At 43.7% G+C, this 17,655-nt stretch carries 13 protein-coding genes; 8 read left to right on the top strand and 5 right to left on the bottom strand.

Translation table 11 applies throughout. The annotated features are described in order from the left end of the window. Positions 1-172: 172 nt before the first annotated feature. Positions 173-772 (bottom strand): superoxide dismutase, encoded by a 600-nt coding sequence (locus EWV68_RS03170; protein ID WP_012267735.1) that lies wholly within the window; start codon positions 770-772, stop codon positions 173-175. A 467-nt stretch (positions 773-1,239) separates the two neighbouring features. On the opposite strand from EWV68_RS03170, the gene psbH reads away from it, so the two are divergent. The 3 genes from psbH (at position 1,240) to glgB (ending at position 4,484) form a co-directional block, all read left to right on the top strand. Then, positions 1,240-1,434, top strand: a complete 195-nt coding sequence (psbH, locus tag EWV68_RS03165) for a photosystem II reaction center phosphoprotein PsbH (protein WP_002736544.1) — start codon at positions 1,240-1,242, stop codon at positions 1,432-1,434. 104 nt (positions 1,435-1,538) lie between these two features. Next, entirely contained in the window at positions 1,539-1,787 is a 249-nt protein-coding gene (locus EWV68_RS03160; RefSeq protein WP_061430888.1) for a TatA/E family twin arginine-targeting protein translocase, read from the top strand. Between the two features lie 417 nt (positions 1,788-2,204). Then, positions 2,205-4,484 (top strand): 1,4-alpha-glucan branching enzyme, encoded by a 2,280-nt coding sequence (gene glgB / locus EWV68_RS03155; protein WP_061430889.1) that lies wholly within the window; start codon positions 2,205-2,207, stop codon positions 4,482-4,484. Positions 4,485-4,834: 350 nt separating this feature from the next. On the opposite strand, the gene EWV68_RS03150 is transcribed toward glgB, so the two are convergent. Beyond that, positions 4,835-5,104, bottom strand: a complete 270-nt coding sequence (locus EWV68_RS03150) for a hypothetical protein (protein ID WP_061430890.1) — start codon at positions 5,102-5,104, stop codon at positions 4,835-4,837. A 274-nt stretch (positions 5,105-5,378) separates the two neighbouring features. Then, the gene (locus EWV68_RS03145; protein WP_002762406.1) at positions 5,379-5,780 is read right to left on the bottom strand and encodes a fasciclin domain-containing protein; all 402 of its coding nucleotides are present in this window, start codon (positions 5,778-5,780) and stop codon (positions 5,379-5,381) included. 700 nt (positions 5,781-6,480) lie between these two features. Between EWV68_RS03145 and EWV68_RS03140 the strand changes: the two genes are divergently transcribed. The 4 genes from EWV68_RS03140 to EWV68_RS03125 all read left to right on the top strand — a co-directional run bounded on the left by EWV68_RS03140 (position 6,481) and on the right by EWV68_RS03125 (position 12,564). Further along, positions 6,481-7,437, top strand: coding sequence for a ribonuclease Z (locus EWV68_RS03140; protein ID WP_002796178.1), 957 nt, complete (start codon positions 6,481-6,483; stop codon positions 7,435-7,437). A gap of 2 nt (positions 7,438-7,439) precedes the next feature. After that, on the top strand, positions 7,440-10,676 hold the full coding sequence (locus tag EWV68_RS03135; RefSeq protein WP_287168789.1) for a tubulin-like doman-containing protein: 3,237 nt from the start codon (positions 7,440-7,442) through the stop codon (positions 10,674-10,676). Positions 10,677-11,079: 403 nt separating this feature from the next. Next, positions 11,080-12,006 (top strand): ornithine carbamoyltransferase, encoded by a 927-nt coding sequence (gene argF, locus EWV68_RS03130; RefSeq protein ID WP_002762401.1) that lies wholly within the window; start codon positions 11,080-11,082, stop codon positions 12,004-12,006. A gap of 132 nt (positions 12,007-12,138) precedes the next feature. After that, positions 12,139-12,564 (top strand): hypothetical protein, encoded by a 426-nt coding sequence (locus EWV68_RS03125; protein WP_061430892.1) that lies wholly within the window; start codon positions 12,139-12,141, stop codon positions 12,562-12,564. Between the two features lie 269 nt (positions 12,565-12,833). Here EWV68_RS03125 and malQ read toward each other — a convergent pair whose 3' ends face one another. Continuing rightward, a complete protein-coding gene (malQ, locus tag EWV68_RS03120) occupies positions 12,834-14,336 on the bottom strand; it encodes a 4-alpha-glucanotransferase (RefSeq protein ID WP_287168788.1) in 1,503 nt (500 codons plus the stop codon). Positions 14,337-14,698: 362 nt separating this feature from the next. Further along, positions 14,699-15,823 carry a hypothetical protein gene (locus EWV68_RS03115; RefSeq protein WP_287168786.1) on the bottom strand — a complete coding sequence of 375 codons (1,125 nt, stop codon included), beginning with the start codon at positions 15,821-15,823 and terminating at the stop codon, positions 14,699-14,701. A gap of 447 nt (positions 15,824-16,270) precedes the next feature. Between EWV68_RS03115 and EWV68_RS03110 the strand changes: the two genes are divergently transcribed. Then, positions 16,271-17,182, top strand: coding sequence for a hypothetical protein (locus tag EWV68_RS03110; RefSeq protein WP_287168784.1), 912 nt, complete (start codon positions 16,271-16,273; stop codon positions 17,180-17,182). The last annotated feature ends 473 nt before the right edge of the window (positions 17,183-17,655 follow it).

Here is a 17,655-nt window from a genome sequence, read left to right as displayed (position 1 = left end):
CGATGTTAAAAAAGTTTTTTCTGGTTATCTCTTTTAAGGATAATTAATATTAGAGAGATTGGCCAATTTTAATAGTACGATTAACTCCCAACTTATGGATTGTTTCTCCCTGCTCCCCAACCCCTGATAACTGATAACTGATAACTGATAACTGATTAACTGAGCCAAATTTTTAGGCCGCCGCTAAATTAGCAGCCACGAAATCCCAATTAACCAACTTAGTTAAAAAGTCGCTGATATAATCGGGACGACGATTTTGGTAGTCGAGATAATAAGCGTGTTCCCACACATCCATAGTTAAGAGGGGAACCTGTCCGGCGGTTAAGGGATTGTCAGCGTTGCCGGTTTTGGTAACTTTGAGAGTGCCGTTATCGAGAACCAACCAAGCCCAACCGCTACCGAATTGAGTAGCGCCCGCAGTTTTGAAAGCTTCGACAAATTTCTCGAAACTGCCGAAATCTGCCTGAATTTTATCGGCTAAAGCACCGGTAGGCGCACCGCCACCACCCGGTTTCATGCAGTCCCAATAAAAACTATGATTCCATGCTTGGGCGGCATTATTGAAAACCCCAGCTTTAGAGGCATCACCGGCAACCTTAACGATAACTTCTTCTAAAGAGAGAGCATCGAGTTCCGTATCTTTGACCAAACCGTTATAGTTATTGACATAAGCGGCGTGGTGCTTGTCGTGGTGGAATTCTAGGGTACTTTTGGTGATGCAAGGCTCTAAGGCAGTGTAATCGTAGGGTAAAGGGGGAAGTGTGTAAGCCATGTGTTCTCTGTATCCTCTCTTGAGAGCTTGTTTAAGGTAGTGTTGTTAACCTTTTGTCAGTATTCAGCTTAACCAAGACGAATACCTTTGCAATAAAACTTTACACCCTCAATCATAGCACCGAAGGAGACTTGATCAGTGATTAGTGATCAGTGATCACTGATCAGCTTTTTTCTCCCATCTCCCCCATCATCCCAACTCCCACACCCCACACCCAACTCCCATCCACCGTCTCCTAAATCCTGAGAAGATCACCAAACAATGTTAAAATAATTCCCGTACTGTAGGCGCTTGCAGATTCTTGTGGGCGTGGCAGGGCAGGCGAAAAACGATTCCGTTCGGAATTAGACCAAAAAAGCTCCACTGGAAACAGCAGTAGATTTTATCTCACTGGGTTGACCGGTTGGCACTTCGTCAAATTACGGATCAATACAAAATTATCATTTACAGATCTTTCTTGGTAACTTATGGCACAGCGTACACGCTTAGGTGAAATCCTTCGTCCCCTCAACTCAGAATATGGTAAAGTTTCTCCCGGTTGGGGAACTACCTTGCTGATGGGAGTGTTTATGGCTCTGTTTTTAGTCTTTTTGCTGATTATTTTACAGATCTACAACTCCTCCCTAATTTTAGAAGGATTTAATGTAGATTGGGGTCAGTAAGCAGATTCCAACAATCTCGTCGGCATTTTTGGCGGCAGAATTGTCCCTCGGACTTTAGCAGGTGGGTTATTGCCCACCGCGAGTTTTTTATTAGGAGCAAAAACATGAATATTTTTGGGATTGGATTACCGGAAATGGGGTTAATTCTCTTGATTGCCCTGCTAGTTTTCGGACCGAAAAAATTACCAGAAATCGGTCGCAGTTTAGGCAAAACGATTCGAGGATTTCAAGAAGCATCCAAGGAATTTGAAAGTGAATTTAAGCGAGAGGCCGAGCAGATTGAAGACTCGGTAAAAATCAAAGCTCAATTAGAGGAAAGTCAATCTCCTAGCGATCAAACTCGTTCCAGTTAAGAACCCTGTAGAGATAAAAAGGAAGAAGATTGAGCCATAAATTTATAACCGATACTGGGGAAGATGTAAAATCGGGAATGACCAGAGCCGGATTAAATTGGCAGTTTTACCATAGACCTCTTGTAAAAATCAAAAATTGTTGTTAGGGTCAGGAGTCAGGAGCCGGTCGTCAGGAGACTCCGAGACAGGAGATTATTTTATTTATTCTTCCCACTTCCCCACACCCCACACCCCACACCCCACTTCCCCACACCCCACACCCCACACCCCACACCCCACACCCTACCCCCACGAAAAACTTTTTCAGCAGACCCTAAGTAGGCAGAATATACCATCAGTTTGAGAATTCCCAGAAGGCAACAAAAAAATGACTATTTCCTTGCTATAAGTATTGTAGATGTCAAGAGTGGTAAATGAATGTCTATAGTGGTATCCCCCGAACAAGTCCATCAAATCGTCAACAACCTCCATCACGATCCCTTTGAGGTTTTGGGGGCCCATCCCCTAGAAGAAGAAGGAAAAGTCAATAAATGGGTTGTTAGAGCCTATTTACCGAAAACCACGGCCGCTTGGGTTATTTTACCGTCCCAAAGACAAGAATATCCCATGACGACCGCTTATCACCCCCATTTTTTCGAGTGCGTTATCGATATCGGTGAACTGAACAATTATCAATTACGCATCCACGAGGGAGAACAGGAACGGGTAATCTATGATTCCTATGCCTTCCGTTCTGCCAAACTCAGCGATTTTGATTTACATCTGTTTGGGGAGGGCAACCATCATCGCATTTATGAAAAATTAGGGGCGCATTTAGCCGAAATCGAGGGTATTAAAGGGGTTTATTTCGCAGTTTGGGCCCCTAATGCCCGCAACGTCTCGATTATTGGTGATTTCAATAACTGGGATGGTCGTGATCACCAAATGCGGAAACGTAATAATATGGTCTGGGAATTGTTTATCCCAGAAATCGGTGTTGGCACTAAATATAAATACGAGATCAAAAATTGGGAAGGTCATATTTACGAAAAATCTGATCCCTACGGTTTTGCCCAAGAAGTACGCCCGAAAACCGCCTCGATCGTGGCTAATTTAGATAGCTATACTTGGGATGATAGCGATTGGATGGAAAAACGCCGCCATAGCGATCCTTTAACTCAACCGGTTTCCGTTTACGAATTACACCTCGGTTCTTGGCTGCACGCTTCTAGTGCCGAACCCCCCCGTTTACTTTCTGGGTCCGGGGAAGCGGTTCCCGTGTCGGAATGGAACACTGGGGCGCGCTTTTTGAGTTACTACGAGTTAGCCCAAAAACTAATTCCCTACGTTAAAGAATTAGGTTACACCCATATCGAATTATTACCGATCGCCGAGCATCCTTTTGATGGTTCTTGGGGTTATCAAGTGACGGGTTATTTTGCCCCCACCAGTCGCTACGGCAATCCTGAAGATTTCATGTATTTTGTCGATCAATGTCACCAAAATGGCCTTGGTGTGCTAGTGGATTGGGTCCCCGGTCACTTCCCCAAAGATGGCCACGGGTTAGCTTTCTTTGATGGTACTCATCTTTACGAACACGGCGACCCGCGCAAAGGGGAACACAAGGAATGGGGAACCTTAATTTTTAACTACGGTCGCAACGAAGTCAGAAATTTCCTGGTGGCTAATGCTCTTTTTTGGTTCGATAAGTACCATATTGACGGTATTCGCGTGGACGCGGTGGCTTCTATGCTCTATCTCGATTATTGTCGTAAAGATGGGGAATGGGTGGCTAACGAGTACGGTGGCCGGGAAAATTTAGAAGCAGCGGAATTCCTGCGTCAAGTTAATCATGTAATTTTTAGCTATTTCCCCGGAATTCTCTCTATTGCCGAAGAATCCACCGCTTGGCCGATGGTGTCCTGGCCCACCTATATGGGCGGTTTAGGCTTTAATTTGAAGTGGAATATGGGCTGGATGCACGATATGCTCGATTATTTCGGCATGGATCCCTGGTTCCGTCAATTCCATCAAAATAATGTCACTTTTAGTATGTGGTATAACCACAGCGAGAATTATATGCTGGCTTTGTCCCACGATGAAGTGGTTCACGGCAAAAGTAATATGATTGGCAAAATGCCGGGGGATGAGTGGCAAAAATTCGCCAATGTCCGGGCATTATTTAGTTATATGTTTACCCACCCCGGCAAGAAAACCATGTTTATGAGCATGGAATTTGGCCAGTGGAGTGAGTGGAATGTTTGGGGTGATTTGGAGTGGGGTCTTTTGCAGCATCAACCCCATCAACAGCTAAAACGCTTTTTCTCAGATTTGAACGCCACCTATAAGAGTGAACCTGCTTTATATACCCAGGATTTTGGTCAGGATGGCTTTGAGTGGATCGACTGTAGTGATAATAGTCATAGCGTCGTTTCTTTCCTGCGCTGGAGCAAAAATTGGCAGGAGTTTCTGGTGGTGGTCTGTAATTTTACTCCCCAACCCCACAGCCATTATCGCGTTGGTGTACCTCATCCTGGTTTTTATCAGGAAATCTTTAACAGCGATGCGGGTAAATATGGCGGTAGCAATATGGGCAACCTCGGTGGTAAATGGTCGGAGGAATGGTCCTATCATAGCCGTCCCTACTCGATCGATCTCTGTTTACCACCTTTAGGGGTTTTAGTTCTCAAAATCGGTCCTCATGCTTCTGGGGAATAGGGGAATGGGGAGATGGGGAAATGGGGAAATGGGGAAATGGGGGAATTCAACTAAAACCCTAAAACCCTAAAACCCCAACACCCCAACCCCTAACAAAAAAATTTAGAGGTCATCTTGCAGAAAGTGGCCTCTTTTTTGGGGGAATTTTCCAGAAACTAAGTAGTCGTGCAAAATTAATTTCCTAGTCGAGACAGGAGACTCCGAGACTCCGAGACTCCGAGACTCCGAGACGGGGAGACGGGAGACAGCTATTAGGGATCGGATTTGAGTTTTCAGTTCACTGTTTCCTCACACCAGAAGTCTGACGGAGTAGTGGCTTAGATGTGTAATTAATTTTGCTTAGGTACTTATTAAGTTGTCAAATTAGCGAGCAGTGTTTGCACCCATTCTTGAGCGAGTTCTTCCACGTTGCCATTACTGTCGAGATGGCTAAGAATATATTTTTGTCGTTGGTGAGCTAATTCAGCGAGACTACCGATATGAACAAAACTTTTTGGCAAACGATCATTCTCAAAGGAATATTGACCGACGTGGTTGGCTTCGATCTGCTGACGATCAATCCAGAATCCCCATCCTTGCGGTGCGGCATTCAGTTCCGAGAGAAATTCTAAGGTCTTCATTGGCGTACTCCTTAGCGGGAATTATCTTGTTTATCCCTTCATCAACCGCATTCTAAGGCGAAAATCAATCAGGGGGAGAAACTGGTTAACCATTTTTCATCTCCCTTAATATTTCCTTACTTTTTCGTTAATATTTATGATAGCAAAGCCATTTGATGGTCTGCACAGGTAGTGGATCATCGAATCCATAAACAAGCAAAAATGTCTGTATATTTGGTTACTAAAATAAGACAGAGCCGCCCTGGATGCGGCCCGGGGAAAAGCCGGTCAAAAACTAACCCATCAGGATCACCGTATCGATGACGTGGATCACACCATTATCCGCCTCGATATTACCCGCGACCACCGTGGCATTTTTCACCTCAAAACCTTCGCTACAATCGACGGGAATCGGTGAACCCTCTAGAGAAGTCACTACAGCCAATTTCGCCAAATCTTCCTGCATATATTTGCCCGCAACGACGTGATAGGTGAGAATTCGGGTTAATTGGGGGATATTCTGCACTAGGGTTGTAATCGTCCCGGGGGGCAATTTGGCAAAAGCTTCATCGGTGGGGGCAAAAACCGTGAACGGGCCGGGACTTTTTAGGGCATCCACAAGATTAGCGGCTTGTACCGCCGTCACTAGAGTTTTAAAATTATCGGCACTGACCGCAATATCGACAATATCTGCCATAAACTTGACTCGATCCTGAAAAAAATCATCTATTTCAGATTTTAAACTTAATCTTGTCCCAAAGATCGTTCTAGGGAAGTGGTGTGGGGTGTGGGGAAGTGGGGAAGTGGGGAAGTGGGGGAATTTCAACTAAAACCCTAACACCCCAACACCCCAAAACCCTATCACCCTATCACCCGACTCCTGACTTCTAACCCAATTTTGGACAAAGATAAGCAAAAATTATTTATTGACTCCAAAAGCTTGAGAATATTTAAATTAACATTTCGCAATATTTACAAATTCTTAAGAATTAATTGAGAAAGATTTTTATTTAACAACGATGTTACAATGGTTACAGCGATTTTACTGAATTTCATAATGGGTTACTCTGTGCTTTTTTGGGTAGCAATGACTGAACCCCTTGCCACATCTACAAGGTCATCCTAATTAAAACGGGTAAATTAGTCAATTTCACCCATAACGATGATCTTTTTTTTGTGTAGTTTTATTGCAAAAAAAAGTTTTTTTGACAAAAAGCACAAAGTATGATCTGTGCGCCAACGTATTTCTGGCTGCGAGTAATTATTGCCGAGTTAGGTCAAAATCAGGGGATTTCCTGTTTCCAAGTGATGAAATAGAGAAAAGCAGCAATTCGATCGAGAAATCGATCAAAACAGCCTAGACTAGAAAAAGAATCCTCTATCCTGACAGCTATCCTGTGGAGATTACTTTTTTAGGAACCAGTTCTGGGGTTCCCACTCGTTCCCGTAATGTCTCTAGTATCGCCCTTCGTTTGCCGCAACGGGCGGAAATATGGCTGTTTGACTGTGGAGAAGGAACTCAACACCAGTTACTGCGTAGCGACCTGAAAAGTTCCCAAATCCGACGCATTTTTATCACCCATATGCACGGGGATCATATCTTTGGTTTAATGGGATTGTTAGCCAGTATCGGATTAGCCGGTTCTGCTCAGGATATTGACATCTACGGACCCCCCGGACTAGGGGACTATCTGCGTGCTTGTGCTAAGTATTCCTATACTAATTTAGCTAATCGGGTGCGTGTCCATGCCATTTCCCCTGGCATACTCTACGAAGATGAAGAATTTACCGTCTCCTGTCAGCTATTAAAACATCGTATTCCCGCCCACGGTTATCGCATCGCCGAAAAAGACCGTCCAGGACGTTTTGATGTGGAAAAAGCCAACGCTTTAGGTATTCCCCCCGGACCAATTTACGGCAAGCTGAAAAAAGGGGAAACTGTCACCCTCGCCGATGGCAGCAAAATTCGCGGTCAGTCCCTCTGCGGAGAAACGGAAATCGGCCGTAAAATTGCCTATTGTACCGATACTATTTTCTGTGAAGGTTCGATCGAATTGGCACAGAATGCAGATGTGCTAATTCATGAGGCGACTTTTGCTCACCAAGACGCCGGGTTAGCCTTTGAAAGTGTTCACTCCACTTCAACGATGGCAGCCCAAGTGGCCTTGGCAGCTCGGGTAAAATTGTTATTAATGACCCATTTTAGCCCCCGTTATCTACCGGGTAATTCTCTGGATATTTCCAATCTGTTAGAGGAAGCGCGGGCGATTTTTCCTAACACTAAATTAGCCTACGATTTCCTCACCTACGAAGTCCCCCGCAACCGTCAAGAAATGGCCTTAGGAGTTAAATAATTATGCCAGCAGCAGTAGAAGAAAAAAGCATGGTTCCCACGGTTTTAGTGGGTATTGGTGGCACGGGTAACGAAATTTTATCGCGATTGCGTCGTTTAATCGAGGAAAGTTATGGCAGTTTGAGCAATTTTCCGATTGTCAGTTTTTTGGTGGTTGACACGGATAAAGATTATAAAATCAGTAATCCTGAAGCTGCTGGCAGTGCTTTTAAAGATAACGAAAAACACTGGGCCCGGGTGAGTGGAAAACAGGTACAGGAGATGGTATCTGACATGGATAGATATCCCTGGATTAATAGTTGGTTTCCCCCGGAATTAGAGAGAAATATTACTTCCCTGGAAGCGGGAGCGGGACAAATTCGCGCCTGTGGCCGTTTTGCTTTATTTTGTAATTATCATGAGATCCAAAGGAAATTTCTGGACGCGGTGAGACGGGTAAAGGGACAAGAAAACTTTATGCTTGATCGCTATGGAATTAAAGTTAATAATACTGCTATTAATGTCTTTACTACGGGGTCTTTAAACGGTGGTACGGGTAGCGGAATGTTAATCGATATAGGCTACTGTATTCGTAATTGGTTGCGAGGGGAAAGTAGTCCTTTGAGTACGGCAATTGTTCCCACTCCTGAAGCATTTGCGGGGATTAGTGTCGGCGATCGAGTTTTGGCTAATGGTTACGCTGCCCTGATGGAATTAAATTACTTTTCTGACTACAGAACCGAATATCATCAACAGTTTAGCAGTGGTTTGGTCGATGAAGTTGTTAGTAAATTACCCCCCTTTGATTTTACCTATTTAGTGGGGACAAAAAACGGCGAAGGTGATTTTAAACTCGGTCAAATTCGGGAAATGATCGCCCAAAATATCTTCCTAGATATGACCTCTGATTTTGCCCCCCATAAGCGTTCCATTAGAGATAATATTAAGGGTTCTTGGGCGCAAGCTGACCCCGGGGGTCGCGGTTATCCTAAGCAATTTATGAGTTTTGGGCTATCAACTATTGAAATTCCTATTGCCCAAATTCGTGCTTCTTTATCGGAACGTTTAGCCAAAGATTTAATTAATTGGTGGCTGAATGATGCCGTGATTTTACCCGCTCAAATGTTGGAGTTAGTCAGAGGTGATATCCTCAAAAGAATGCGCTTGAGCGAAGGGGAATTAATTATGGATTTATGTGCCGACAAGGATCGCTCTTTAATTGCCATAATCTCCCAATGGATTAACGAAACTCGTCAGGAAATCAATCAAGATAATTGGCTATCCTGTACCAAACAGGGTGTTAATATTTTAGGCAATGAACAGGGAAAAATTCTGCAATTTATTAATGATTATTTAACGCCAAGAGTCGAGGAATTTAAACGCAATCATTTACTAGAATTGAGTCCCGATGAACGGCTGCACGGCGATTACCTGAAAAAGATTTATAATAACCGGGATGAAATTATTCAACGGGGGAAAAAGTCTCTAGAAATGGAGTTTTATAATGTCATTGAAGATCGAAACCGTGGGGTAAAATTTGCCGAGAGTTTTATTGTTTCAGTACGACAAATCTTCACCGACATAGCAGAAAAATTCCGTCGTGATCAAGAACAGGTTTGGAGTCAAAACGAAAGTAAACGTCAACGAGAATATGATACAGCTTTAGCAGAAATTAATGATCTGAAAGATAAAATTCATATCTCGAAAAAAGATAAGATGGAACAATATTGTGAACAAGCTTTAACGGGATTGGAAGGCTATTTAATGGCCAATATTCAACGAAAAACCAGAGGTGCAGGAGTAGAGGTTATTAATCGTTTACTGGAACATCTTAATCAATTAGAAAGCCGTTTTAATCGCTTTCGTCAGAAATTAATTCAAAGTCGCGATCTATTTAATCTCCAAGCTAATCAACAGATCGATAGTGCCGATGCTTTGTTAATTAATGGGATTAAATTATTTGACAGACAAGAATTAAATAGTCTTTATCAAGACTTTATCGAACAATTTGCTTCGGGGATTGCCGGTAACAAAAATGCCTACGATACAGGTATGGATAACCTTTGTTTACCCCTCTCAGAAGAGATTTTAAAGCAATCTAGCTCTCTCTGGAAAGAAACGCGCCGCGCTGATGAAAATATGCGTTTATTTGACATCACCGAGATTGCCGATCTTCGTCAAGGAGATTTTCAACAGGTTATCATAAACCAAGCTAATCAACTACTACAAAATGCCCCCGTTAGTAGTCGAATTCAGCAGGAATTAGCCGCTTGTGATCGCTTGTTAAAAATTTATAACAACGATGCCGATATTATCAATAATCTTCGCATTGCCTACCAAAAATCGCGACCACTAATTATGCTTAATCCTGCGGTTTTGCGGGGAAAAGATGCGGGTTTTACGCCCCAATTAAATCAAAATGTTGCCCTGATTGGGGGAAGAAATACCAATAACCCAGCAGCCCAAAAAATTATTCCGAAACTGCGGGAATTTATCCCCAACGAAGACGATATTAAACCCTTGGCAGAAGTGGAAAAACATCGTCTTGTCTTCGTGCAGGAAATTGGCGGTTTTTCCCTACGCTGTCTCGATGGAATGAGAGAGTTGCGGCAATCCTATCAAGACTGGAAAGGAGAATTTATTCTCGCTAAACGCGCCCAACAAATGGGGGAAAATCGCGATTTACCCATCCCCGTGCATATCCAAAAGGAACCTCCTTTCTGGGATGTTTTTCCCGAAGATCCGAGTATTTATCAATTGGTGGTGACTGCCCGGGCTTTAAAAGTGCTTTTTCCAGAAGTCAATCGAGTCACTAATGAGAAAACAATTCGCTATGAAATTAAAACCGCAACGGGATTAAAAAAAGTCGATATCGCCACCAGTTGGGAAGATGCGGTACAGGTGTTAGAAGTAAAAGCTTGTCGCGAAGATAAGGAAAAAATTCAAAGTCAGGTGACAGCTAAGTTACAGGATTCGGCCACTCCGGAGAAAAAACAAGCTTTGTATCGGACTTTTATCAAATATTTACAACAACGTTCCGAGGAGTTAACAGGAGGAAAAGATAATACAGAATATAAACGGGAGGATGCAATTATTTTGCAGTTAATCGATAACTATAAGTTGGATAGCGGTGGAGAAATACCTCTTTCTCCGGTGACGGAAGTGGCTAACCCAGCTTTAGTTATCTGCGGTAATTGTGGACACAAAAACCCGCCCTCGTCTAATTTTTGTTCTAAGTGTGGGGCAAAATTAGTTAAGTAGAAATATAGATTTTGGGTTTGATCCCCCCTGCCCCCCTTGATAAGGGGGGTGCCGATAGGCGGGGGGATCTACCTTGATAAGGGGGGTGCCGATAGGCGGGGGGATCTACCTTGATAAGGGGGGTGCCGATAGGCGGGGGGATCCGCCTTGATAAGGGGGGTGCCGATAGGCGGGGGGATCCGCCTTGATAAGGGGGGAATCTGACAATTTTTAACACCTACCTAATTTAACAGAAAAAGTGGGGGTGTTAGCTGGACTAACATCCCAAAAAATAAAAATTTTCGGGAAAAATTGCCTAATAGGGAAAAAACTGGATTATAATAAGGTCTTTGCTCAAGATTTTTGCTAATCGCTAACTGCCATAAAACCCAATCAAGACCCCTGTTTATCGAGAGAAAAACCAATGGTAGCCACTTTAAAAGGACGAGATGTTTTAAGAATAACCGACATGAGTAGCGAAGAAATCAGCGCCCTACTCAATCTATCGGCACAGCTTAAAGCTGGCACTCTTAACCCTAGCTGCAAAAAAGTCTTGGGATTGCTATTTTATAAAGCTTCCACCCGGACGCGGGTTTCCTTTACCGTCGCCATGTACCAGTTAGGGGGACAGGTGATCGATCTTAATCCCAGTGTAACCCAAGTGGGGCGCGGGGAACCCTTAGCAGATACAGCCCGGGTACTCGATCGCTATCTCGATATTCTCGCGGTTCGCACCTTTAAACAAGAGGATTTAGAAGCTTTTGCCAATTATTCCCGCATCCCGATTATCAACGCTTTAACGGATTTAGAACATCCCTGCCAGATATTAGCCGATTTACAGACTATCCAAGAGACTTTTCAGACTTTACGGGGAATTAACCTCACCTATGTGGGGGATGGTAATAATGTCGCTAATTCTCTCCTCCTAGGTGGCGCTTTGATGGGGTTAAATGTGCGGGTTGCCTCCCCTGCAAACTATCAACCCGATGGGGAAATTGTCGCCAGCGCCCAGGCTATTGGCGAGAAAACCGGTAGTAAAATCTTAATTACCGACGATCCCGTTACGGCCGTAAAAGACTCTCAGGTGGTCTATACTGATGTCTGGGCGAGTATGGGACAGGAAAGCCTCGCTGATGCCCGAATTCCCGTTTTTCAGCCCTACCAAGTCAATGAACAGCTAATGAGTCACGCTGACAAAGACGCGATTATTCTCCATTGTTTACCTGCTCACCGGGGCGAAGAAATTACCGACGGGGCGATCGAGGGTGTACAATCAAAAGTCTGGGAGCAAGCGGAAAATCGGATGCACGCCCAAAAAGCTTTAATGGTGAGTTTATTGGGATTAATCTAGCTGCAGATGCTCAGTTACCTAAAATAATTATTAAACTCGATCATCAATCATGCTAAGACCTGTCCGACACCGGAAGTTAACGCTAGGATTGATGGTAAGAGCAATAATCAGGGCAGCCTCCACACAAACTATATGTCAGACACCTCCGCAGTTAAAAAATATCTCGCCCATTGGTTTCAATTGGGAAAAAAAGTTATTTGTCCCAAAAACCAAGCTATGCTATTTCCGCTGCCAATTTTCAATGCTGATCGCTATTCGTCGGAGTTTGAAGATTGTTGGCAAAAAATGCTTGATCCTCAAAGTGGCGATTGTTACCTAGAAGGTACTCAACAAACTATCCGAGACTTACTTTCCCCTCAATGGGAATTTCATCCCTGCGCTCGTTGTACTATACCTGTACCAATTGAAGTGGTGGGACAATCGAGTTTATCCTGTCCCTGCCATGATTTGAGTAATTGGCCCAATTTAGAATTACCCCTACCCCATTTACCCGTCAATAGTCAAGAAAATCTCGATCGCATCCGGCAAAGATTGCTAAAAAATTCTCCCTCACATTAACCGGACAAAAAGAGACGTTAGGGGTAACGTCTCGACAAAAGGGTTGAGATTTAAGGTCTGCTGAATAAATCTAAAAACCTTGTTGGATAAGACTTTTAGACTTTTTTTTCCTCAAAAAGTGCCAGCCGTTGCGGGGATCGGGGGGAAAATTCAGGTACTTTTTCCCTGAAAATTAGGTAATTGACTACCTCAAAATCGGTAAAACCCCACACCCCACACCCCACACCCCACACCCTGCCCCCAGGAAAAGCTTTTTCAGCAAACCCTATTTAACGATTTCTGCCAAAAAGATTGACTAAATCTCGCAATCTCTCGCTATATTCTCCGGTTAAAGCTTCCTGACGATAGCGCCATGACCAATTCCCTTCTGCGACACTGGGGGTATTCATACGCGCATCCGATCCTAAACCTAACACATCCTGTAACGGTACGATCGCCTGATTAGCCACGGAACTATAGGCCAGTCGAATCAGATCCCAAGCCACTCCCTGACCACTGGGAGCGCCAAGATATTGATAAAGTCGCGCTTTTTCGTAGTCATTGGCGTTATCTTGAAACCAGCCCACAGTGGTATTATTATCGTGAGTGCCGGTATAAATCACACAGTTGCGTTCGACGTTGAAAGGAAGATAGGGATTACCCGCGTCACCCCCAAAAGCAAAGTGGAGAATCTTCATCCCGGGGAAGGCAAAGTGATCGCGAAAATCTAGGACTGCTTGGTCAATATCGCCCAAATCTTCGGCAATAATCGGCAATTTACCTAAACGAGCGCCAATAGTATTAAAGAGATCATAACCCGGGGCCTTCAGCCAACGACCATTAATAGCGTTTTCCTGGCCAAAAGCTACCGCCCAATAGGCTTCTAATCCGCGAAAATGATCGATACGGATGATATCGACTAGGGAAAGAACCCCTTTTAAACGGCGTACCCACCAGTCAAAGCCCGTATTTTTGAGATAATCCCAGTTATAAAGAGGATTGCCCCATAATTGCCCCGTTTCTGAGAAATAATCCGGGGGAACCCCGGCCACTTCCAAGGGATTACCGGTTTGGGTATCTAGTCGGAAAACCTGCGGATTTGCCCAAACATCAGCACTATTATGGGAGACATAAATGGGGATATCACCGATAATCTCGATACCGAGGGAGTTAGCATAGCGTTTTAGGGCTAACCACTGCTCAAAAAACTCAAATTGCAGGAATTTGTGCAGAAAAATCTCCTCTTGTAACTCCTGTTTCGGTGTTTCCAACGCACCCCAATGACGTTCGCGAATTTCTGTCGGCCATTCCATCCATGCTTTACCCTGGTAAGCGTGGGATAGGGCCATAAATAGGGCGTAATCCTCTAACCAATCGGCATTGCCAGCACAAAAGCCGGCAAACTGTTTGTAAAGAATTGTGTCAGAACCCTTGACAAAATTGCTAGCCGCCTTTCTAAGTAGGGGAATTTTCCAAGCGATCAATTTATCAAAATCCACTTGATCGAGGGTAAAATCGGGAATATCCTCGAAATCTGCGTCACTAAGCAGGTTTTTCTCCCGAAGAATATCGAGACTAATCAGGAGATGATTGCCAGCAATGGCACTAAAACTCATGTAGGGAGAGTTACCGTACCCTGTCGGGCCTAAAGGGAGAATTTGCCAGAGTTTTTGACCACTTTGAGCTAAAAAATCGATAAATTGATAGGCTTCCCTACCTAGTTCTCCAATCCCGTAACGGCCAGGATGACTGGTGGGATGAAGCAAAATACCGCTAGAACGGCTAAAAGCCATGAAAAAACCCCCTTATCAGTGATTCGGTTAGCAGTTATTAAGTGTTTAAAGCTGAATGCTCACTGCTATCTCCAAGCTAACCCGATGTCGATCGATAAGGGCAATACTTAACAACTTTATTAGACATATAGGACAAAATGAGGCATTACAGCCGTACCGTAACAGATCGTCTTTCCAGTGAAAAGGATTCCTTCGGATCACGTTCCACGTTACCCCGGAGGAAAAGCCGAGCGCTTGTCAGTTATTGTGCCAATGGTAGGGGCGCATCGTGGTCAGTGAGTTGATCGAACTGCGTGCGCCCAAAATGTAATATAGATATTTCTGCAAAATTGAGATGCAGCCGCCGAAAATTCAAGAGCGATTCACTTACTGTCAGTAAGTCCTATTTCCTGTAACCTCCTCTTCAACCCAGACCTGTTACTGTACTGTTCGTAAATCCGGTTCAGGCGCTCTTGGAAAACGGGCAACCCGTTTTGATATTCGGCTAAATCTCTTAATTTGACCAACAATTTAACAGCCTCATCGTAGGATTTAGACTGGGCTTTCTGAATTAGGGACTCGACTTGCTGCCAAACTTGCGCTTCCCGTTTAGCTAAAGTTTGTAGTTCCTCAATTCGATTGGCTTCCGCTTCTTGTTGTTGCCGTTTTTCTGCCTTTTTTCCTTCCTCAGCAGCAGCCTCAAGAAGTTCTTGGATCGTGCGTCGAGGCTGGTTAGAAGCAGGAGAAGTAGGGATTAATTGAGACAGCTTTTGTTTGAATTTAGCAGATAAATTATGTTCTCCTTTAGCCAATCTTAATAGGAAATCTTCGCGTTCAGAAGCCGATAAGTGGCTAATAGCTTGTTGCCAAGTTTGCTTAGAGATAGTTGTTAGTTTACCGCTGGATGCACAAGCAACATTTAATAAGTGTTCGTCCAATTCAACGATTTCTATAAAAGCCTTTTGAGATGCAGAAAGTTGATTTAGTCCGGGGGGTAGAGGAGGTTCTAGTTGGGTCTTATCGATGTCTACATATCCCTCGTATAAGTCAATAGCTTTCAGCCAGGCTAAATATAATCCTCGATAGTCTTGCTGGAGAATTTCTTGGCGTAATCCTATCAATTCCGATAGAATCCCTTCTCCTTCTATCCAGTCATTAAAACCCTCTTCTTGACTAAATTCCCAATCTAAAATTGCCCAATCTCCCGCAAAAGATAAGCTGATATAATTATCAATACAGTAAAGTTCAATTGCTTCTCGGTTGATCAGGGATGTGGGAAAACGAAACATTAATTGCTGTGTTCCCCAGTTGGTGATGTAGTACATGATATCGAAATACCGAGCCAGCACCTGTTTGGGATCCCCCCGAAAATTGCCGTAACTATAGGTGAAACTGGCAGTCGTTGCCGTCGGTTTGACGCGGCTCGATAGCTCGCAGATGGCAGCCCTTTCCTCTTGGGTGAGGGGGCGATCGATAGCTTGGAATTCGTAATATTGGTATTCGCTCATGGTGTGCAACCTATCTCAAGGTTTATGATCGATATGCTGATAATTGTACGGGGATAGTTAGGGTTTAAAGATAAATTCGACAGGACGGGCGCTCTCGGATGTATTAGGAATAGCAAGAATATGCAAATCGCCCGATCTTTACCGATAAGGAAAAAGTTCGGGTGATCGATCGGTAATTTTCCCGCATCTGTTTTTTCGAGAAATCTAATCTATTCCTTTGGATAGTGGCACGGTCAAAATCGATAAGATTATAATTTCTTTTGTTAAGCACTTTAGTTGTGCCATCGGCTATCGGCGATTCATTGTCGGCTAATCATTAAATTTTATGAAAACAGCCTCATTCGTTGAGATTATCGGAGATAGAGTAGGGATAGATAAGAGGGAAATAATTAGAGCCTTTTGGCATTGTTCAGCTTAGAGCGTAGAGTAGAAAGGAGGTGTCTTAAGATGACTAACGGAGACGATGATCAACACTTGCCTCTTGCGTGGGAAAAGGGGAAAGTTGTCGCACAATTTTTGGGAGTTATTGCTAACACAGCAATAGCTTTGGTTATTTTCTGGGTTGGCAGTGCTTATAATGCACAAATTGAAAATCAAAAGCTGACACAAGATTTAAGGATCAGATACATTAATTTAGCTCTGGAGATCATCAAAAGCTCTGGAAGTAGTGATGAAATTCGCACTTGGGCGGCTGACGTAATACAGAATAGTTCAAAGTATGTTACTGAAATTCAAATGGATGAAAAGACCAAGGAAAAACTTAAATTGTGGGGGTTAGAAGAAAAACAAGCTAAATCAAAAGACACAAATGTTGGCACACAACAAACCATAGCTGATGGTATTACTTTAGATCAAGCTTTACAGGAAGCCTTGACTAGGAATCCTCCTTACACAAGACAGGGTGATCCCTCCAAATATACTGACTTTAACCTTTTCATCTGCAATGAAAATAGTTCCGTAGCTACTCCATTAGCCAACTTAATTGCATATAAGCTTGCCCAACAAAATCATGGCGAAATGCAGGTAAAGGTTCTTAGTGATGAGGAAGAGAAAAATGAGTTTAAAACCTTATTACCCAGAGGAGCTATCACTGTAATTACCGATGAAGGTCATCCTGAAAATGGTGAATGGGGTCGTATTAGCGATCTCCTGCAAAAAGCCATAGGAAGCGTTACTGAACCAAGCAATCCTCTATATAAGCAACTGGTTAGCTCACCTGACGACAAAATAAAAATACTTACAACAATTCAGAAGCCTGACATCAAGCAGGAATTCAATGCTGGCAAATACTCTCCTTGGCGCATTAGCATATTCATCTGTCCTAAGCCCTCCGATCGATCGGGCGATACTAATAATTAACCCCTCCCGGTGTGCGTCTATACCCCGAACTTGTCCAACCTTCTCCCACGAGGACTCGCCCTCCCCAACCTGAAAGTATATTACTCTTTTCTTCTTTTCTGGGAGAGGGATTGGGGTTGAGGGCAATTAACCATCTCTGCCATTACTTTTGAAAAATGGCATTAGAGAGCGTTAGGCAGGGACAGTGACCGCCGAAATCAGCAAAGACCGTTCAATTTCCCCAAAACAGCCTGATGCTTCTGCCGCGCTGACCTTTCCTCGGTAATATAACGGTTCTCACACCTGTATGGCACAGTTAAACCTTTGCTGATTAAACTTTTCAACCTCGACAATGTACCTCCTGCGAACAGGAAATACTCTGACTGACGGACACAAGTGGGTCAAAACCTGACAAGACAAGGGTTGCCAAAAAGAAAAATATCTGGGTAGATAGGGAAAAAGCAAGAATCCCTACAAGATGAAAACCGAGAACA

It is taken from the genome of Microcystis sp. M_QC_C_20170808_M9Col (assembly GCF_007095495.1).
Taxonomy (GTDB): Bacteria; Cyanobacteriota; Cyanobacteriia; order Cyanobacteriales; family Microcystaceae; genus Microcystis; species Microcystis aeruginosa.
The sequence above is the reverse complement of the archived record's forward strand: the minus strand, read 5'-3'. Positions and strand labels throughout refer to the sequence as shown.